Origin of the sequence: Streptomyces sp. NPDC005791, from assembly GCF_042871485.1 — a bacterium.
In the GTDB taxonomy this organism is placed as follows: domain Bacteria; phylum Actinomycetota; class Actinomycetes; order Streptomycetales; family Streptomycetaceae; genus Streptomyces.
On sequence record NZ_JBIAIP010000008.1, the window covers coordinates 190,161 to 204,943 of the forward strand.

At 70.0% G+C, this 14,783-nt stretch carries 9 protein-coding genes; 8 read left to right on the top strand and 1 reads right to left on the bottom strand.

Annotation, left to right across the window (positions count from 1 at the left end; genetic code table 11):
* Positions 1–25: 25 nt before the first annotated feature.
* Complete coding sequence (gene eccCa / locus ACFYSH_RS17910) at positions 26–4,078, bottom strand: type VII secretion protein EccCa (protein WP_388753482.1); 4,053 nt, start codon at positions 4,076–4,078, stop codon at positions 26–28.
* Positions 4,079–4,483: 405 nt separating this feature from the next.
* Between eccCa and eccD the strand changes: the two genes are divergently transcribed.
* The 8 genes from eccD (at position 4,484) to ACFYSH_RS17950 (ending at position 14,702) form a co-directional block, all read left to right on the top strand.
* Positions 4,484–5,893, top strand: a complete 1,410-nt coding sequence (gene eccD, locus ACFYSH_RS17915; RefSeq protein WP_359465966.1) for a type VII secretion integral membrane protein EccD — start codon at positions 4,484–4,486, stop codon at positions 5,891–5,893.
* A 45-nt stretch (positions 5,894–5,938) separates the two neighbouring features.
* The gene (eccB, locus tag ACFYSH_RS17920) at positions 5,939–7,549 is read left to right on the top strand and encodes a type VII secretion protein EccB (RefSeq protein WP_388753485.1); all 1,611 of its coding nucleotides are present in this window, start codon (positions 5,939–5,941) and stop codon (positions 7,547–7,549) included.
* Positions 7,550–8,017: 468 nt separating this feature from the next.
* Complete coding sequence (locus tag ACFYSH_RS17925) at positions 8,018–8,353, top strand: hypothetical protein (RefSeq protein WP_359465963.1); 336 nt, start codon at positions 8,018–8,020, stop codon at positions 8,351–8,353.
* 108 nt (positions 8,354–8,461) lie between these two features.
* A complete protein-coding gene (locus tag ACFYSH_RS17930; RefSeq protein WP_359465962.1) occupies positions 8,462–8,770 on the top strand; it encodes a WXG100 family type VII secretion target in 309 nt (102 codons plus the stop codon).
* A 134-nt stretch (positions 8,771–8,904) separates the two neighbouring features.
* Positions 8,905–9,369 carry a type VII secretion system-associated protein gene (locus tag ACFYSH_RS17935; RefSeq protein WP_359465960.1) on the top strand — a complete coding sequence of 155 codons (465 nt, stop codon included), beginning with the start codon at positions 8,905–8,907 and terminating at the stop codon, positions 9,367–9,369.
* Positions 9,370–9,494: 125 nt separating this feature from the next.
* The gene (locus ACFYSH_RS17940; protein ID WP_388753490.1) at positions 9,495–13,715 is read left to right on the top strand and encodes an AAWKG family protein; all 4,221 of its coding nucleotides are present in this window, start codon (positions 9,495–9,497) and stop codon (positions 13,713–13,715) included.
* A gap of 157 nt (positions 13,716–13,872) precedes the next feature.
* Positions 13,873–14,328, top strand: coding sequence for a YbaB/EbfC family nucleoid-associated protein (locus tag ACFYSH_RS17945; RefSeq protein WP_065848046.1), 456 nt, complete (start codon positions 13,873–13,875; stop codon positions 14,326–14,328).
* A 2-nt stretch (positions 14,329–14,330) separates the two neighbouring features.
* A complete protein-coding gene (locus ACFYSH_RS17950) occupies positions 14,331–14,702 on the top strand; it encodes a hypothetical protein (RefSeq protein WP_388753493.1) in 372 nt (123 codons plus the stop codon).
* The last annotated feature ends 81 nt before the right edge of the window (positions 14,703–14,783 follow it).

The following is a 14,783-nucleotide window of genomic DNA, read 5'->3' on the forward strand; positions in this document are numbered from 1 at the left end:
GAGGGTGTCGTCGTCCCGCGTCCTCTCAGTCCTGCTGCGGGTTCTCCTCCACCAGCGCCGTCTGCATCAGCCGCGGTCGGCGGCGGGCGATGTGGAGGGCCCGGCCCGGTGGGAGGTTGAGGGGCTTCGCGTCGCCGAAGAGCCGGCCTTCCGTGGGCGGGCAGGAGAGCAGGACGGCGGGGTTGTTGGCCTCGTCGAGCCGGCGGATGAGTCCGTCGCTGAGGCCGCGGCCGGCGCCCATGGCGCTGCGGGCGACGACCAGGTGCAGACCCATCTCGAAGCCGAGGGTCAGATTCTCGAAGAGGGGCTCGAAGGGACTCTGGAAGGAGTTGCCGGACACCATGTCGTAGTCGTCGACCAGGACGAACAGACGAGGCCCGGTCCACCAGTCGCACCGGCGCATACGGGCGGGTGCGATGTCGGCGCCGGGGACGCGGGCCTTCATCGCGCGGGCCGCGCCCTCGATGGTCTCCTTGAGGTTGTCCAGCGAGATCACGTGCCCGATGCGGTACTCCTCGGGGATGGCGCCCACCAGGGTGCGGCGGTAGTCCACCGCGATGATCTTCGCTTCCTCCGGGGTGTAGCGGGTGGTGATGCCCTTGGTGACGGCGCGCAGCAGGTTGGTCTTGCCGCTCTCGGTGTCGCCGACCACGATCAGGTGCGGGGTACGGCTGAAGTCGTGCCAGACAGGTTCCAGGGCGTCCTGGTCGATGCCGAGCGCGAGGCGCATGCCGCCGCCCTCGGTGGACTCGGGCGCCGGCAGTTCGGCGAGCGGGAGCCGGTGCGGCAGCATACGGACCTGCGGGGCGGGCGCGCCCGGCCAGTGCCGGGAGACTTCGGCGACCAGGTGTGTGACGCCGTCGCCGAGGTCGTCGAGGGAGCCGCTGCCGTCCAGGCGGGGCAGGCCGGCGAGGAAGTGCATCTTGCTGTCCGCGGTGATGCCGCGACCGCCGCTGCGCGGCACCGAGCGCGCCTTGCGGGTGTCGATCTCGGAGTCCATCGGGTCACCCATCCGCAGTTCGAGGCGGGTGCCCGCCTGGTCACGGACCTGGGCGGACAGCTCCACCCAGCGGGTGGTGGTGATGATCAGGTGGATGCCGTAGTTGAGTCCCCGGGCGGCGAGTTCGTTGAACTTCGGGATCAGGGCGTCGTAGTCCTGGCGGACCGTGGACCAGCCGTCGACCACCATGAACACGTCGCCGAAGGGCTCGTCCGGGAACTCCCCGGCGGCCCGGCGCCGGCGGTAGGACTGCATGGAGTCGAGGGTGTGGTCCACGAAGAACTGCTCGCGGCGGGCGAGCAGCGTCATCACCTCGGCGACGGCCCGGTGCACCCGCTCCGGGTTGAGCCGTGCCGCGACACCGCCGACGTGCGGAAGAGCGGCGAGCTGCGAGAGGCCGCCGCCGCCGAAGTCGAGGCAGTAGAACTGGATCTCCGCCGGTGTGTGGGTGAGGGCGAGAGCGGCGATCAGGGTGCGGGCGAGTGTGGACTTACCGCTCTGCGAACCGCCCGCGACGGCGACGTGGCCGCCGGCTCCGGAGAGGTCCACGACCAGCGGGTCGCGGCGCTGGTCGAAGGGCTTGTCCACGAGTCCGACCGGGACCCGCAGCCTGCCGGTGCCGGACCAGCCGGCGGCCGTGAGACCGCGCTCCGGGTCCGCGGTGATGCCGGAGAGCAGAACGTCCAGCGGGGAAGGCTCGTCCAACGGCGGCAGCCATACCTGGTGTGCGGCGGGGCCGGAGCCGCGCAGCCGGTCGAGGGCCACGTCGAGCAGGGCCTCCTCGTCGCCCGTCTCCTCGGTCTCGGGCTCCGGTTCGGTAGCGGGGTCCAAGGTACGCGGCACCACCCAGCCGCTGGTCCACGGCACCACCTGGCTGGCCACCCGGGCCTGGACCACCGCTCCGGTGCGGCGCCGGTACGTGCCGGAGGAGTAGGCGGCGCGGAACCGGGTCAGGGACTCCACACCCGACTTCAGGTAGCCGCTGCCGGGCTGTGCCGGCAGCTCGTAGGCGTCCGGGACGCCGAGCACGCCGCGGCTTTCCATGGCGGAGAAGGTGCGCAGGCCGATGCGGTACGACAGGTGGCTCTCGAGCTGGTGCATACGGCCCTCGTCCAGGCGCTGCGACGCGAGCAGCAGGTGCACACCGAGCGAACGGCCGAGGCGGCCGATCATCACGAACAGGTCCATGAATTCCCGGTGCGCCGACAGCAGTTCGCTGAACTCGTCGACCACCACGAACAGGCTGGGCAGCGGGGCGAGGTCGGTCCCCCCGGCGCGGGCCCGTTCGTATTCCAGGGCCGAGGTGTAGTTTCCGGCGGAGCGCAGGAGTTCCTGCCGGCGTATGAGTTCGCCGTGCAGCGCGTCCTGCATGCGCTCCACCAGCGCGACCTCGTCGGCGAGGTTGGTGATGACGGCGGAGGTGTGGGGGAGTTCCTCCAGGCCGAGGAAGGTGGCGCCCCCCTTGAAGTCGACCAGGATGAAGTTGAGCGTCTCGGAGGAGTTGGTCAGGGCGAGGCCGAGGACGAGGGTGCGCAGGAGCTCGCTCTTGCCGGAGCCGGTGGCACCGATGAGCATGCCGTGCGGCCCCATCCCGCCCTGCGCGGACTCCTTGATGTCGAGGTCCACCGGGCGGCCGTCGACGCCGACCGCGATCGGTACCCGCAGCCGGGAGGAACCGGTGTGCCGGTTGAAGAGGGTGTGCGGGTCGTGCCGGTGCAGGTCGGGGATGCCGAGCAGCGTGGTCAGTTCGACGTCGGTGTCCATCGGCTGCGCGATGTCGGTGCCCAGGCTCATCCGGCGGGGAGTGAGCAGCCGGGCCAGTGACTCCGCGCCGAGGAGGCCGAGCCGGTCCGGCCGGCCGAGCGGCACGGAGCGCTCCTTGCGGCTGCGGTCGGTGCGTACCAGGCTCACCTGGTCGGTGCCGACGGTCAGCCTCAGTGTGTTACGGCCCGGGCGCCAGCGCAGCGCACCGGACAGGTCTAGGGCCAAGGCGTTGCGGTAGCCGTGTCCCTCCCAGCGGTGGCCCTCGGGCACGGTGACGCCGTCCAGGACGACGATCGTGTAGGGCTCGTCACGAGCGGGGCGGGCTTCCGGGTCGAGGCCGGGGCGTTCGGCGAATTCGGCGCCGAGCAGGTCGTCGAGCTCGGTGAGGTCGGCGGTGATCCGGCGGGCCTGGCCGGCGCCGTCCTCCTCGTACGGGTCCAGCGTGTGCGGCAGCCACTTGGCCCACTCCCAGTCGGGCCGCCGTTCGTCGCTGACACAGAGAGCGATCCACAGCTCCTCGGGCGCGTGGAACACCGCGAGCTGCCCGAGCATGGCGCGTACCAAGGCGCGCACCGCTTCGGCGCCCGGACCTTCGCCCTCCTCCCCGGACGGCGTGTTGACCGGCTCGTCGGTGTCCTGGCCGGGTGTCTCCTCGGGGCGCAGCAGGATCCGGGCCGAGGAGCGCAGGTAGAGGCCGAGGGGCTGGCCCGGGATGGTGGAGTAGGCGCGGATGAAGCGGCGCAGGGCGTGCGCGCAGAGGGGTTCGAGGTCCTCCACCGGACGGGTGGAGACCGGGTTCAGGGTGAGCGCGAGCTGCTGCTCGCCGACCGCGAGGCGGACCTCGCCGAAGTCCTCGTCGGCCGGGCGGCGTTCCCACAGCCGTGAGGTGCGGGCCAGCGAGCGGAGCGACGCGGGCTCCGGGTGCCGCCAGGCGAGCGCACGCTGCTGCTCCGCGATGGTGGTGCGGACCCGCTTGCGGATCTGTGCCAGGTAACGCAGATAGTCGCGGCGTTCACCCTTCAGGCGCTGTTTGCGCTCGCTTGAGCGGCGCATCAGCTGCCCCAGCAGCATGGCACCGGCGGAGAGCGCCATGACGCCCATCGCCAGATACATGAAGACGCCGTTCCCGCCGCCGGGGCGCAGGAACATCAGCATCATCGACACCGACATCAAAGCCATCGGCAAATAGGTCCAGATTGCCGAGGTATCGGGAACCGTCTCGGCGAGGACCGGCGGTTCCTGGAGGGTCAATTGCCCTTCGGGCATCTCCGGCCCGCGCCTGCGGGCCGGGCGGCGGAACAGCACGACACTCAAGGGAACAGAACCTCCGGTTCACTGACTTTCCGGCCCGCGCCGAAATTGCGGCGCACCCGGTGTGGAAAGACCGGGCCGCGCTGATTCTCCGGGCCCCGCGAGGTGCCGTGAACGCCGGATGAATGTTTCGAGCGGATAGTGGGAGGCGGTCAACTTCCGTGATGGCCAACCACATACAGGATAAATGGAGTCCGGTCCGCAGCACGACCCGGTGGTCGTAGGCAGTAGTGTGCATTCACGGAACACGGCCTGTCCACGCGGGAGTGGTCCTCACCGGTCCCGCGGAGCCACATTCCGCGCCGGGCGCCCCGGTCCGCGGCCGCGCGGACCTTCCGTACCGTTCGCACATCCCCCTCGCGGGGAAGTCCTCCTGTCAGAGCCTTCCGGAAGACGAGAGTTCAGCTGATGACCGACAGCGCGGTGGCCGAAACGTGCCGCCTGACCGTACGTGCACCGAGCGTCAGCATCGATCTGGCGGTGCCCGCCGACGTGCCGGTCGCCGATCTGCTGCCCACACTGCTGCGTTACGTCGGCGAGGAGGCCGAGGAGGCCGGACTCGACCACGCGGGCTGGGTGCTCCAGCGGCTTGGCGACGCCCCGCTCGACGAGGAGACCACCCTGGCGCACGCCGGGCTGGCCGACGGCGCCGTGCTCCACCTGCGCCCGCACACCGAGGCGCTGCCGGAGGCACGGCTCGACGACCTGGTGGACGGGATAGCCGAGACCGTGGGCCGACGGCTGCACACCTGGTCCCCGGGGGCGGCCCGCGGCCTGCTGGTGGGCACCGCGGTGGCGACCGTGGTGACCGCCCTCGTGCTGGTCTTCTGGCCGGGGGTGACGACCGGCTCCGGCGCTTCCCGGGCGGCCTGTGCGGCCGTGGTCGGGCTGCTCCTGCTCGCGGGCGCGGGTTCCGCCAGCCGCGCGGTCGGTGACCGCCTCTCCGCGACCGCGCTCGGCCTGCTGGTCGCACCGTGCCTGGCACTGGTCGGCTGGGTGCTGCCCGGCGGAGACCTGACGGGCCCCGACGCGGGGCAGGTCGCGGGCGCCCGGCTCCTGGCGGCGGGCGCCGCCGGCGCGGGCGGCGCGGTGCTCGCGCTCGCCGCGACCGCCGTCGGGGCCCCGGCCCTGCTGGCCACCGCGATGGTCGCGGTGGCCGCCGCGATCGCCGGCGCCCTGATGGGGTACACGGGCCTGGACGTGCCGGCCGCGGTGGCGCTGGTGGCGACGGTGGTCGCACTCGCCGCCGGGGTGGTCGCACCGTTCGCCTTCAAGCTGGCCGGGATGCGGATGCCGGCGCTGCCGTCCACCGCCGGACAGCTCCAGGAGGGCATCGACCCCTACGCGGGTGACGAGGTCGCCGAACGCACCGAACTGGCCGGACGCTGGGTCACCGCGCTCTTCGCCGCCACCGGCACCATCGCCGCGGCGGCCCTGGTGGTCCTCGCCGAGAAGCCGGACCTCCCCGAGGTGCTGACGGCAGTCGCGCTGAGCCTCCTGCTGCTCCTGCACTGCCGGGATCTGGTGCACATCGGCCAGCGGCTGACCCTGGCGCTGCCCGGGGTCCTGGGGCTGCTCCTGCTGGCCCGGGCCTGGGCGGTCGACAGCGACGCCGACGGTCGCCTCGTGGTCTTCGGGGTGGTGCTCGCCGCGGCGGCCGGGCTGGTCACCGCCTCATGGACGGTGCCCGGCCGTCGGGTGCTGCCGTACTGGGGGCGGGCGGCGGAGCTGGGGCACACCCTCCTCGCGGTCGCGCTGCTGCCGCTCAGCCTGTGGGTGGCGGGCCTCTTCGGCTGGCTGCGCGGCCTGTTCGGCTGACCGCGCCTGTACGCCGTTACACGGAACACGAGTTGAGGAGAGGCTGTGCAGTCCAAGCGCGACCAGGTACAGGCCCACGGGTTCATGATGGGCAGGCTCAGCTCGGGTCTGCTGACGGCCGATCCGGACGCTCCGGAGAGCCCGCTCGGGCGGACCACCCGAGGTGTGGTCTTCGGCGTGCTGGTGACCGTCCTGATCGGCGCGGGCGCCACGGTGTACGGGCTGCTGCGCCCCGGCGGCAACGACGGCTGGCGTGACACGAGGAACCTGGTGGTCAACCGCGACACGGGTGCCCGCTACCTGTGGACCGGCACCGACGGCGTACTGCACCCTGTGCGCAACTACGCCTCGGCGCGCCTGATCGGCGGCTCCGACCTGGCGACCGTGGACGTCGCCACCGCCTCGCTGAAGGACATTCCGGTGGGGTCCCCCGCAGGCATCCCCGGCGCACCGGACGCCCTGCCGGGGCCCGGTCAGCTCGACGGCGGTGCCTGGCACATGTGTGTCACCGGGCCGGAAGGACCGGCGGCCAGCACCTCCGGCGCCGTGACGAGGGCCGGGGTGGAGAAGCCGGGGGCCACCACGTTGGTCGCCGGGGCGCCTGTGGACTCCCGCGGCGTCGGCGCTGATCGCGGGATCCTCGTGCGCGGCCCGGACCGGGTCGAGTACCTGGTGTGGCGAGGCAGCAGGCTGGCACTGGACCGGGAATCCGATGCCCGCAACGCTCTCGGCTACGGCTCCGAGCAGCCCATGCCTGTCTCGGCGGCCTTCCTGGACGCCTTGGCGCCCGGCCCCGCCCTGAAGCCGCCCGAGGTCCAGGGGCGAGGCGAGGAGGGGCCGGTACTCGGCGGGGAAGCCAGCCGGATCGGCCAGCTGTTCGAGGTCAGCGTGCCTGGTGGAGGCAGTACGTACCACCTGCTGCGGAAGGACGGCCTGGTGCCGCTGACCCGCCTCGGCGCCGCACTGGTGCTGGGCGACCCGGCCACCCAGAAGGACGCCTACGAGGGGCGGTCGCCCGAGGTGCGCGCGGTCGGCGCGGACGCGCTGCGGGAGCACAGTGCGCGGGACAAGGGAACCGCCGGGTCCGCCGAGCTGCCGGACTCGCCCCCGGTCCCGCAGTCGTCGCCGCGCGGTACCGCGCTCTGCGCGCAGGTGGACGGCGACAACGGCGGCGCGCGGATCAAGTCGGTGCTCGTCCCGCTCACCGAGCTCGCCCCGGCCGCCGTGTCGGAGGGGACAGCTCAGCCGCTGGAGGCGGCCTGTGTGAGGACGGACGTCACAGTGGTGAGGCCCGGGCGGGGAGCCCTGGTCCGGGCCCTGCACGCGAGCGGCGCCGCGCACGCGGGCACCACCTACCTGGTGGCGGAGAACGGCGTGAAGTACCGGGTTTCGGCCAAGGACTCCCTGGCGGCGCTCGGCTATGCGGAAGGAGACATCAGCTCGGTCCCCGCACCTTTGCTGGCGGCCCTCCCGACCGGTGCCGACCTCGATCCGGCCGCCGCCTCCGGTGCCGCCGAGGCCAAGGTCACGGCTCCGCGGTGCGGTACCGGGCAGGGGTCGGAAGAGGGCGAGGAGAAGGCTGAGGAGGGAAAGGCGGACCAGGTGGACCAGGCGTCCGCGGAGAGCGCGTCCCGGGCGGCCGGCTCCACGTCGTGAAGTCCCGCGAACGCCACATGCGGAGTTGAGGAAAGAGCGACGGGAGGCTCGGCGTGACTTTATGCTGAACTCTCGTCGCTCTGGGGTTGATTCGTCGTGCATCGAGTGCGATGAGAAAGCTCAGAATAAGCTCAAACTTTCACGGTCGCCGCATCCGTGGCGGCCTGGCGCGGGGTCCTGCCCGCTTCGTCGGAAACGGGTCATCCCCGCGCCCGTTTCGGCTGGTTGTCTGCCCGTTTCCTGACCGCATCGCCCGGGGTGGGGGGTTGGCGGCCCAGAGCACCGGTCGGCGGGGTGGTCAGCGTTCATTTCGTGGAAACATTTGGACAACTCCATTGCCGTGTACGGATTCCGGCGCGCCGTCCTACGCTCAAAACTTCGCTGCATACGTTGCGCCGGACAGTGGATTCTCTTTAGCCTCAGCGGGCAACGGTGCGAGGAGACTCGCCTGAACGAAGGGAGCGTGACATGGCGGACGGTTCCGGCAGGAAAGCGGACTATGCCAAGGGCTTGGGAGGTGTCTCCTCCCTGGAGTCGGCCCGGGCCGCGGTCGAGAAGATCCAGAACAACGTGGCCGAGGTCGCCGCGCGTTCGGGCGTCGGCGGTGACGAGGGCCAGGCTCTGCTGAAGCTCTTCCGCAGCTGGAACGGCGAGGCGCAGAAGGTCGTCGTCCAGATCAGCAAGATGATCGACGCGCTCCAGGAGAACGTGACCTCGGCCAACCGCCTGGCGCAGGAGAACCAGGACCTGACCGAGGTGCTCAACAGCAAGACCAGCCAGGGCGTCTTCGAAGCGCTGCGCTGACCCACACCCCCCACCCCCCACCCCCACGCGGCACCCGACCCCCTTCGGGGAGGCCGGAACCCGTGAGCTTCCCGGGCCCTTGGCGCCCGGCCCCCGAGAGGAGACGTCATGGCCGACGGCATCATCGATGTGCAGTACTCCACGGTCCGGAACGCGATTGAGGAGCTGAAGGGCCAGACCCAGCAGATCATCACGACCCTCAACAACCTCGAGGACGAGCTGAAGCCGCTCGTGATGTCCTGGGAGGGTGACGACCAGCAGATGTACCGCGGAGTCCAGGCGGAGTGGGACCAGGCCACCAAGAACATGGCCCTGCTCCTCGGCGACAGCGGTGACCTGGTCCAGAGCATCCACGACAACCACTCACGCGACGAGCGCAGGAGCGCCGACAACTGGGGCAACGTGCGGGCTCGCTGAGGCCCTCCGTCCGGATCATGCCGGGGCACGTCGCCCGCGCATGATCCGGACGGTAGGTCCCTGGGGCCGGCCGGACTCGTCTTCGTCCGGCCGGCCCGTGTTCCGTCCGGTACCGAACGGCAGGAGGACGTCCCATGGCTGGTGAGAAGGCCGACGTCAAGCATTTCGACCTCAAGCAGATGGAGAACTTCCGGGACAACGAGGTGCAGCCGGTGTACACCAAGGCGAAGAAGCACCGGGAGGACGGCGAGGCCCCCAACATCCGGCCGCTCGGTGACCTCGTCGACGGGCACACCAGCCCGGACAACCTCGTACAGGGCCAGCAGCTCCTGCGCATCGGCAAGATGGCCACCGAGGCCCTGGTCTCGGGACCCAAGCTGATCGAAGGTGTCCGGACAGCGGCCGAGGCCATCGACAAGCTGCTCGGCGACCAGATGGAGCTCTTCAAGGAGCTGCAGGAAGCGCTCACCGACACCATCGAAGAGGCCAACAAGACCAAGAACAAGAACCTGGACGCGATCGACGCCCAGACGCTGCTGCAGACCTTCGACGAGGTCGACACGCTCACCAGCGGGACCTCGGAGACGACCGAGACCTGATCCTGTGCCGTGTGTGACGACGGCGCCCGGCCGTCCGGCACACGCTCCGAGAGACACCCGGCTGCACGTCCACACGACGGGACTGTGCGTCGGCGCGGACGACAACCGACCAGAAAGGGTCCCCGGTGCCCGATAGATACGATCCCACATCCGTCGGCAACGTCGACAAGTACGAGGACGTCGGTGGAGCATCGTCCGACACCTGGGCCGGCCTGGTCACCCACATCACCGGCTATCCGGTACCGGACCGTGCCACCATCTTCGACACGCTCCGCTCCGACCACGGCGGCAAGCTCTTCCGGATGGACATCAAGGAGCGCAGCCTCAGCCTGCTCGTCAAGGACTCCGGCTTCCTGCAGAACAAGGGCGAGGACTACGACATATGGTTCTTCGACAGCGGCAAGAAGCGCTCCATCATGCAGGCCCGCATCGTCTTCGAGGGGCGGGTGAAGTCCGGTGATGAGGTCATCTTCGCCGGTGCCGACTCCGACGACGTGAACAACGTGCAAGTCCGTGAAGGCAACGAGTTCACGGACTACAACAAGGACAAGATGAGCACCATCCCGCTCGCCCAGTACATGAACGGGCCGCGGGCGGCGCTTCTCGAGCTGCTGACGGGTGACACGAAGGACGCCCGGTTCAGCAACCTCGGTGTGGCCGACGAAGCCGTGGTGGACCTGAACTCCTTCAATCGCACGGGGGAGTCCTTCGACTTCGCGGCCAAGTTCTTCAAGGACCAGGCACCGCTGCTCAAGGACTGGGAGGACCGCTTCGGCCGGGAGGACGCCAGCTGGAAGGGCGAGGCCGCGGAGGTCTTCCGCAGCCTGCTGAAGAAGGTCCGCGAGAACTACGACAGCTACGTCGAGACCTTCAACTCCTCGCCCGGCACGGGGGACGAGGCCGGAACGGGTAACACGGTCTACTCGCGGGCGCTGTCCCTGGGGCGCTCGTACCTGGTGGACGCCGCCAACACGCTGTTGGCGGCGTGGCTGGAATGGGCCAAGTCCCCGTATTACGACCCGCACCGGGTGCTGCGCTACGTCCTGGACGACCTCGCCCAGTGGGTGGACACGGAGAACGTGGCCAAGACGGAGATCAAGTCCTACACCAGCCGGTACATGACGACCGTCTCCCACAGCCCGAAGGACGGCTTCTCCCAGGTGCACCCCGACTACGGGGACCTCACCGACATCGCCAACTGGGCGAAGGTCGGCGACAAGGCGGTCGAGATCTGGAACAAGGGTGTGGACGAACACCTGGTCACGCCCGCCCGCACGGTGCAGTCGACGCTCAACAACCACTTCCTCGAGCTGGGCAAGGACTTCGCCGACAACGTACCCAAACCGAAGTCGACCAGCACGGCGTCGGAGGAGTACGAGAACAAGAAGCTCGAGGAGGAGAAGGAGGAGATCAAGAATCAGAACGAGGAGAACAAGCGGTACCAGGACGAGCTGCGCGAGGAACAGGAGCGGCAGCGGGAGGAGGACAAGCGGTACCAGGACGAGCTGCGCGAGGAACAGGAGCGGCAGCGGGAAGAGGACAAGAACCTCCAGGACGAGCTGCGGAACGAGCAGAACCAGCAGCGGGAGGAGGACAAGCGCTACCAGGACGAGTTGCGCGAGGAACAGAAGCGCGAACAGGAGGAGGCCAAGAACCTCCAGGACGAGCTGCGGAACGAGCAGAACCAGCAGCGGGAGGAGGACAAGCGCTACCAGGACGAGTTGCGCGAGGAGCAGAAGCGCGAACAGGAGGAGGCCAAGCGGGAGGCCGAGGAACAGCAGAAGATCGTCGAGGAGAGCCTCGGCGGCCTCAATGATCCGAACTCGGTCAACGCACAGAACCTCGACGACCTGTTCAACGTGCCGGTCACCGAGAGCAACGGTGATCTCGGCGACCTCAACAACCCGGGTGGCGCCGACGACCTGAACAACACGATCACCGAGGAGCTCGGCAACCTCGGCGACGTGAACAACCCCGGTGGCGAGAACCAGTCGCCCGCTGGGGTCGTACCGCCCGTCTCCCCGAACCTCGGCAACCTCACCAACGGCCCAGGCGGTACGAAGAACGCCACCGACGCGGCCAACGAGGCGATCACCCAGAACCTGGGTAACCTGGGTGATCTGAACGGTGGTTCCGGTGGTTCCCTGGAGACGCCGACCGGGGGCAGTACCCAGCTCGGTGGCAGTGGAGTGACGACGGACTTCCCGGACGGCAGCAGTACGCAGTTCGACCCGGACAGCGGTGTGCTGACCACCACGCATCCGGACGGCAGTGTCACCACGCAGGGTCTGGGCGACGGTGCACGGGTGACCAATCCGGACGGGTCGGTGACCTCGCTGGGTGACGACGGGAAGCTGACGACGACGTTCCCGGACGGTACCGAGCAGGTCGTGGACCCGGCGACCGGCCAGGCCGTCTCCACCGCCCCCGACGGCACCGTCACGACCGAGAACCTCGGCAGCCTCGGCAATCTGAACGGCGGGAGCGGCGGCCTCGGAGACCTGGGTGACATCAACTCCTCGCTGCCCACCGATTCGGTCGGTGACCTGGGCAACCTCGGTGATCTGAACGGTGGTTCCGGTGGTTCCCTGGAGACGCCGACCGGGGGCAGTACCCAGCTCGGTGGCAGTGGAGTGACGACGGACTTCCCGGACGGCAGCAGTACGCAGTTCGACCCGGACAGCGGTGTGCTGACCACCACGCATCCGGACGGCAGTGTCACCACGCAGGATCTGGGCGACCTTGGGCAGGTGAACAATCCGGACGGGTCGGTGACCTCGCTGGGTGACGACGGGAAGCTGACGACGACGTTCCCGGACGGCACCGAGCAGGTCGTGGACCCGGCGACCGGCCAGGCCGTCTCCACCGCCCCCGACGGCACCGTCACGACCGAGAACCTCGGCAGCCTCGGCAATCTGAACGGCGGGAACGGCGGCCTCGGAGACCTGGGTGACATCAACTCCTCGCTGCCCACCGATTCGGTCGGTGACCTGGGCAACCTCGGTGATCTGAACGGTGGTTCCGGTGGTTCCCTGGAGACGCCGACCGGGGGCAGTACCCAGCTCGGTGACAGTGGAGTGACGACGGACTTCCCGGACGGCAGCAGTACGCAGTTCGACCCGGACAGCGGTGTGCTGACCACCACGCATCCGGACGGCAGTGTCACCACGCAGGATCTGGGCGACCTTGGGCAGGTGAACAATCCGGACGGGTCGGTGACCTCGCTGGGTGACGACGGGAAGCTGACGACGACGTTCCCGGACGGCACCGAGCAGGTCGTGGACCCGGCGACCGGCCAGGCCGTCTCCACCGCCCCCGACGGCACCGTCACGACCGAGAACCTCGGCAGCCTCGGCAACCTGAACGGTGGGAACGGCGGCCTCGGAGACCTGGGCGGCCTGGAGACCCCGACGGGCGGGCAGACCGGACTCGTCGACGGCGACTTCGCCACGATGTTCGCGGACGGTGGCGCGGCGCGCTTCGATCCGGAGAGCGGGATGCTCACCAGCACCGGCGCGGACGGCTCCACCGTGGAGACCGACCTCACCCACGGGGCGAGGGTGAACAACCCTGACGGCTCCACGACCTTCCTGGACGACGGCCAGCTGACCACCACCTTCCCGGACGGCAGCAAGCAGGTCATCAACCCGGACACCGGCGTAGCCACTGTCACCGATGCCCAGGGCAGGACCGAGACGTTGGACCTGAAGGAGCTCAACTCGTCGATTCCCACCGATAGTTCGGGCATCTTCGACGAGCTGGGCGGACTCGGTGACCTTGGTGGCGGTGGCGGCGGTGGCGGCACCACCAGCCGTGACGTGCCGCTCTCCGAACTGGGTCTCAGCGGTGGCCAGGTGACCGCCGGTGCGTCAGGCGGCGGCATCCCGGGAGCCTCCGTGGACGGTATCGGGACGGGCCCGGTCGCGCCCCTCTCCGACAGTGTCACCGCCGGCGCGGGAACCCCACTCGCCGCAGCCGGGGGCGCCGGAGGAGCCCCCGGTGCCCCCGGCACGCCCGGCACGCCCGGCATGCCGATGGGCGGAGGCATGGGCGGCATGGGCGCCGGCGGAGAGAAGGGCAACGGCGAGCGGGTGCGTTCCGTCCTGGTCGACGCGGCCGAGGAGAGCGAGCGCCGCACCCGCCGCCGGCGCAGCCCGTGGAACCGGCAGGAGGACACCGACACCTTCCTGGCCCCGGCCTCCCGGGTGACGACCACCGGCGGAGACACCTCCGCGGAGGAGACGGAGCAGGGCCGCAGGCCCACCACGTCCGCCGACTACCTCGAGGAGGACTCGGACGTGTGGGGCACCGAGGAGGGCGGCACCCCGGCCGTCATCGGCCGGTGAACACCGCACGGGGGCGGCGGATGTCGCACGCGGACGGTGCGCACCCTGCCCCAGCTACCGCCAAAGGGCCTTCACCAGGCATGATCAGTAGAGTAGTTGGGCTCCGGGGACTGGAGCCGGACGCATGCAGAGACCGACGGAGAGAGGGGGAGCGGGCATGACGGAACCGCTGGAGAAGCGGCTGGAGAAGGCCATGGCCGAGCTGCAGGCGGCCCAGGAGGCGGTCGCACGCACCGAGCGCGAGCTGCGGACGGCGTCGTTCGCAGCGCTCTCCTCCGACCGGGCGGTCCGTGCCACAGCGGGCCCGCAGGGTGAGCTGACCGGGATCGACTTCCTGGAGAACAAGTACCGCGACATGTCTCCGCAGGAGCTGGCCGCCAGCGTCCTGGAGGCGGCGGGCGCGGCGCGCCTGAAGATGAACCGGCATGTGATGAAGGCGATGGCGCCCTTCGCCGAACCCAGCAGCAACGTGCCGGAGCTGAAGGGCTTCGAGATGGACTGGGAGCGCATCTTCGGCCCCGAAGTGCTGCGCGAGGACCCCGAGGACTCGGCACGCGCCGGTCAGGCCGCTCCCGCGTGGCGGGACGCCATCGGCGAAGAGGGAGAGGACTGACGATGGGACAGCGGTACTACGTAGACCCGCATCGCATCGAGGCCCTGGCGAAGCAGCTGGAGGAGATCGGCACCCTGACCAGGAGCATGACCGAGGAGTTCCTCGACGAGCTGGCACCCACGGTGAGCTGGCCGGGCACGGAGGGCGAGTTCGCGGAGAAGGCCAAGCCGCAGGAGCAGAAGGAACGGCAGACCACCAAGGACACCATGCTGTCCATCCGCGACGCGCTGGTCGGCATCACCGACGCCACACTCGGCAACGTCCGGATGATGAAGGACACCCGCGACCGCAACATCGAGAACGTCGAGCAGGGCACCAACCGCATCGACACCGACGGACTCGACAACGGCCCGGGCGGGCATGGGCGCCGCTGACCGACGCGCCGCAGGCCGCTCCCGCACCACGCCGGGAGCGGTCGCTCCGTCCTGCCCGCACGGGTCTCCGGGCGGTTCCCG

Excerpts from the sequence above, each read along its gene's own strand:
- ACFYSH_RS17935 (WP_359465960.1), top strand. The coding sequence starts at position 8,905 with ATGGCTGGTGAGAAGGCCGACGTCAAGCATTTCGACCTCAAGCAGATG.
- eccD (WP_359465966.1), top strand. The coding sequence starts at position 4,484 with ATGACCGACAGCGCGGTGGCCGAAACGTGCCGCCTGACCGTACGTGCA.
- ACFYSH_RS17945 (WP_065848046.1), top strand. The coding sequence starts at position 13,873 with ATGACGGAACCGCTGGAGAAGCGGCTGGAGAAGGCCATGGCCGAGCTG.
- ACFYSH_RS17930 (WP_359465962.1), top strand. The coding sequence starts at position 8,462 with ATGGCCGACGGCATCATCGATGTGCAGTACTCCACGGTCCGGAACGCG.
- ACFYSH_RS17950 (WP_388753493.1), top strand. The coding sequence starts at position 14,331 with ATGGGACAGCGGTACTACGTAGACCCGCATCGCATCGAGGCCCTGGCG.
- ACFYSH_RS17925 (WP_359465963.1), top strand. The coding sequence starts at position 8,018 with ATGGCGGACGGTTCCGGCAGGAAAGCGGACTATGCCAAGGGCTTGGGA.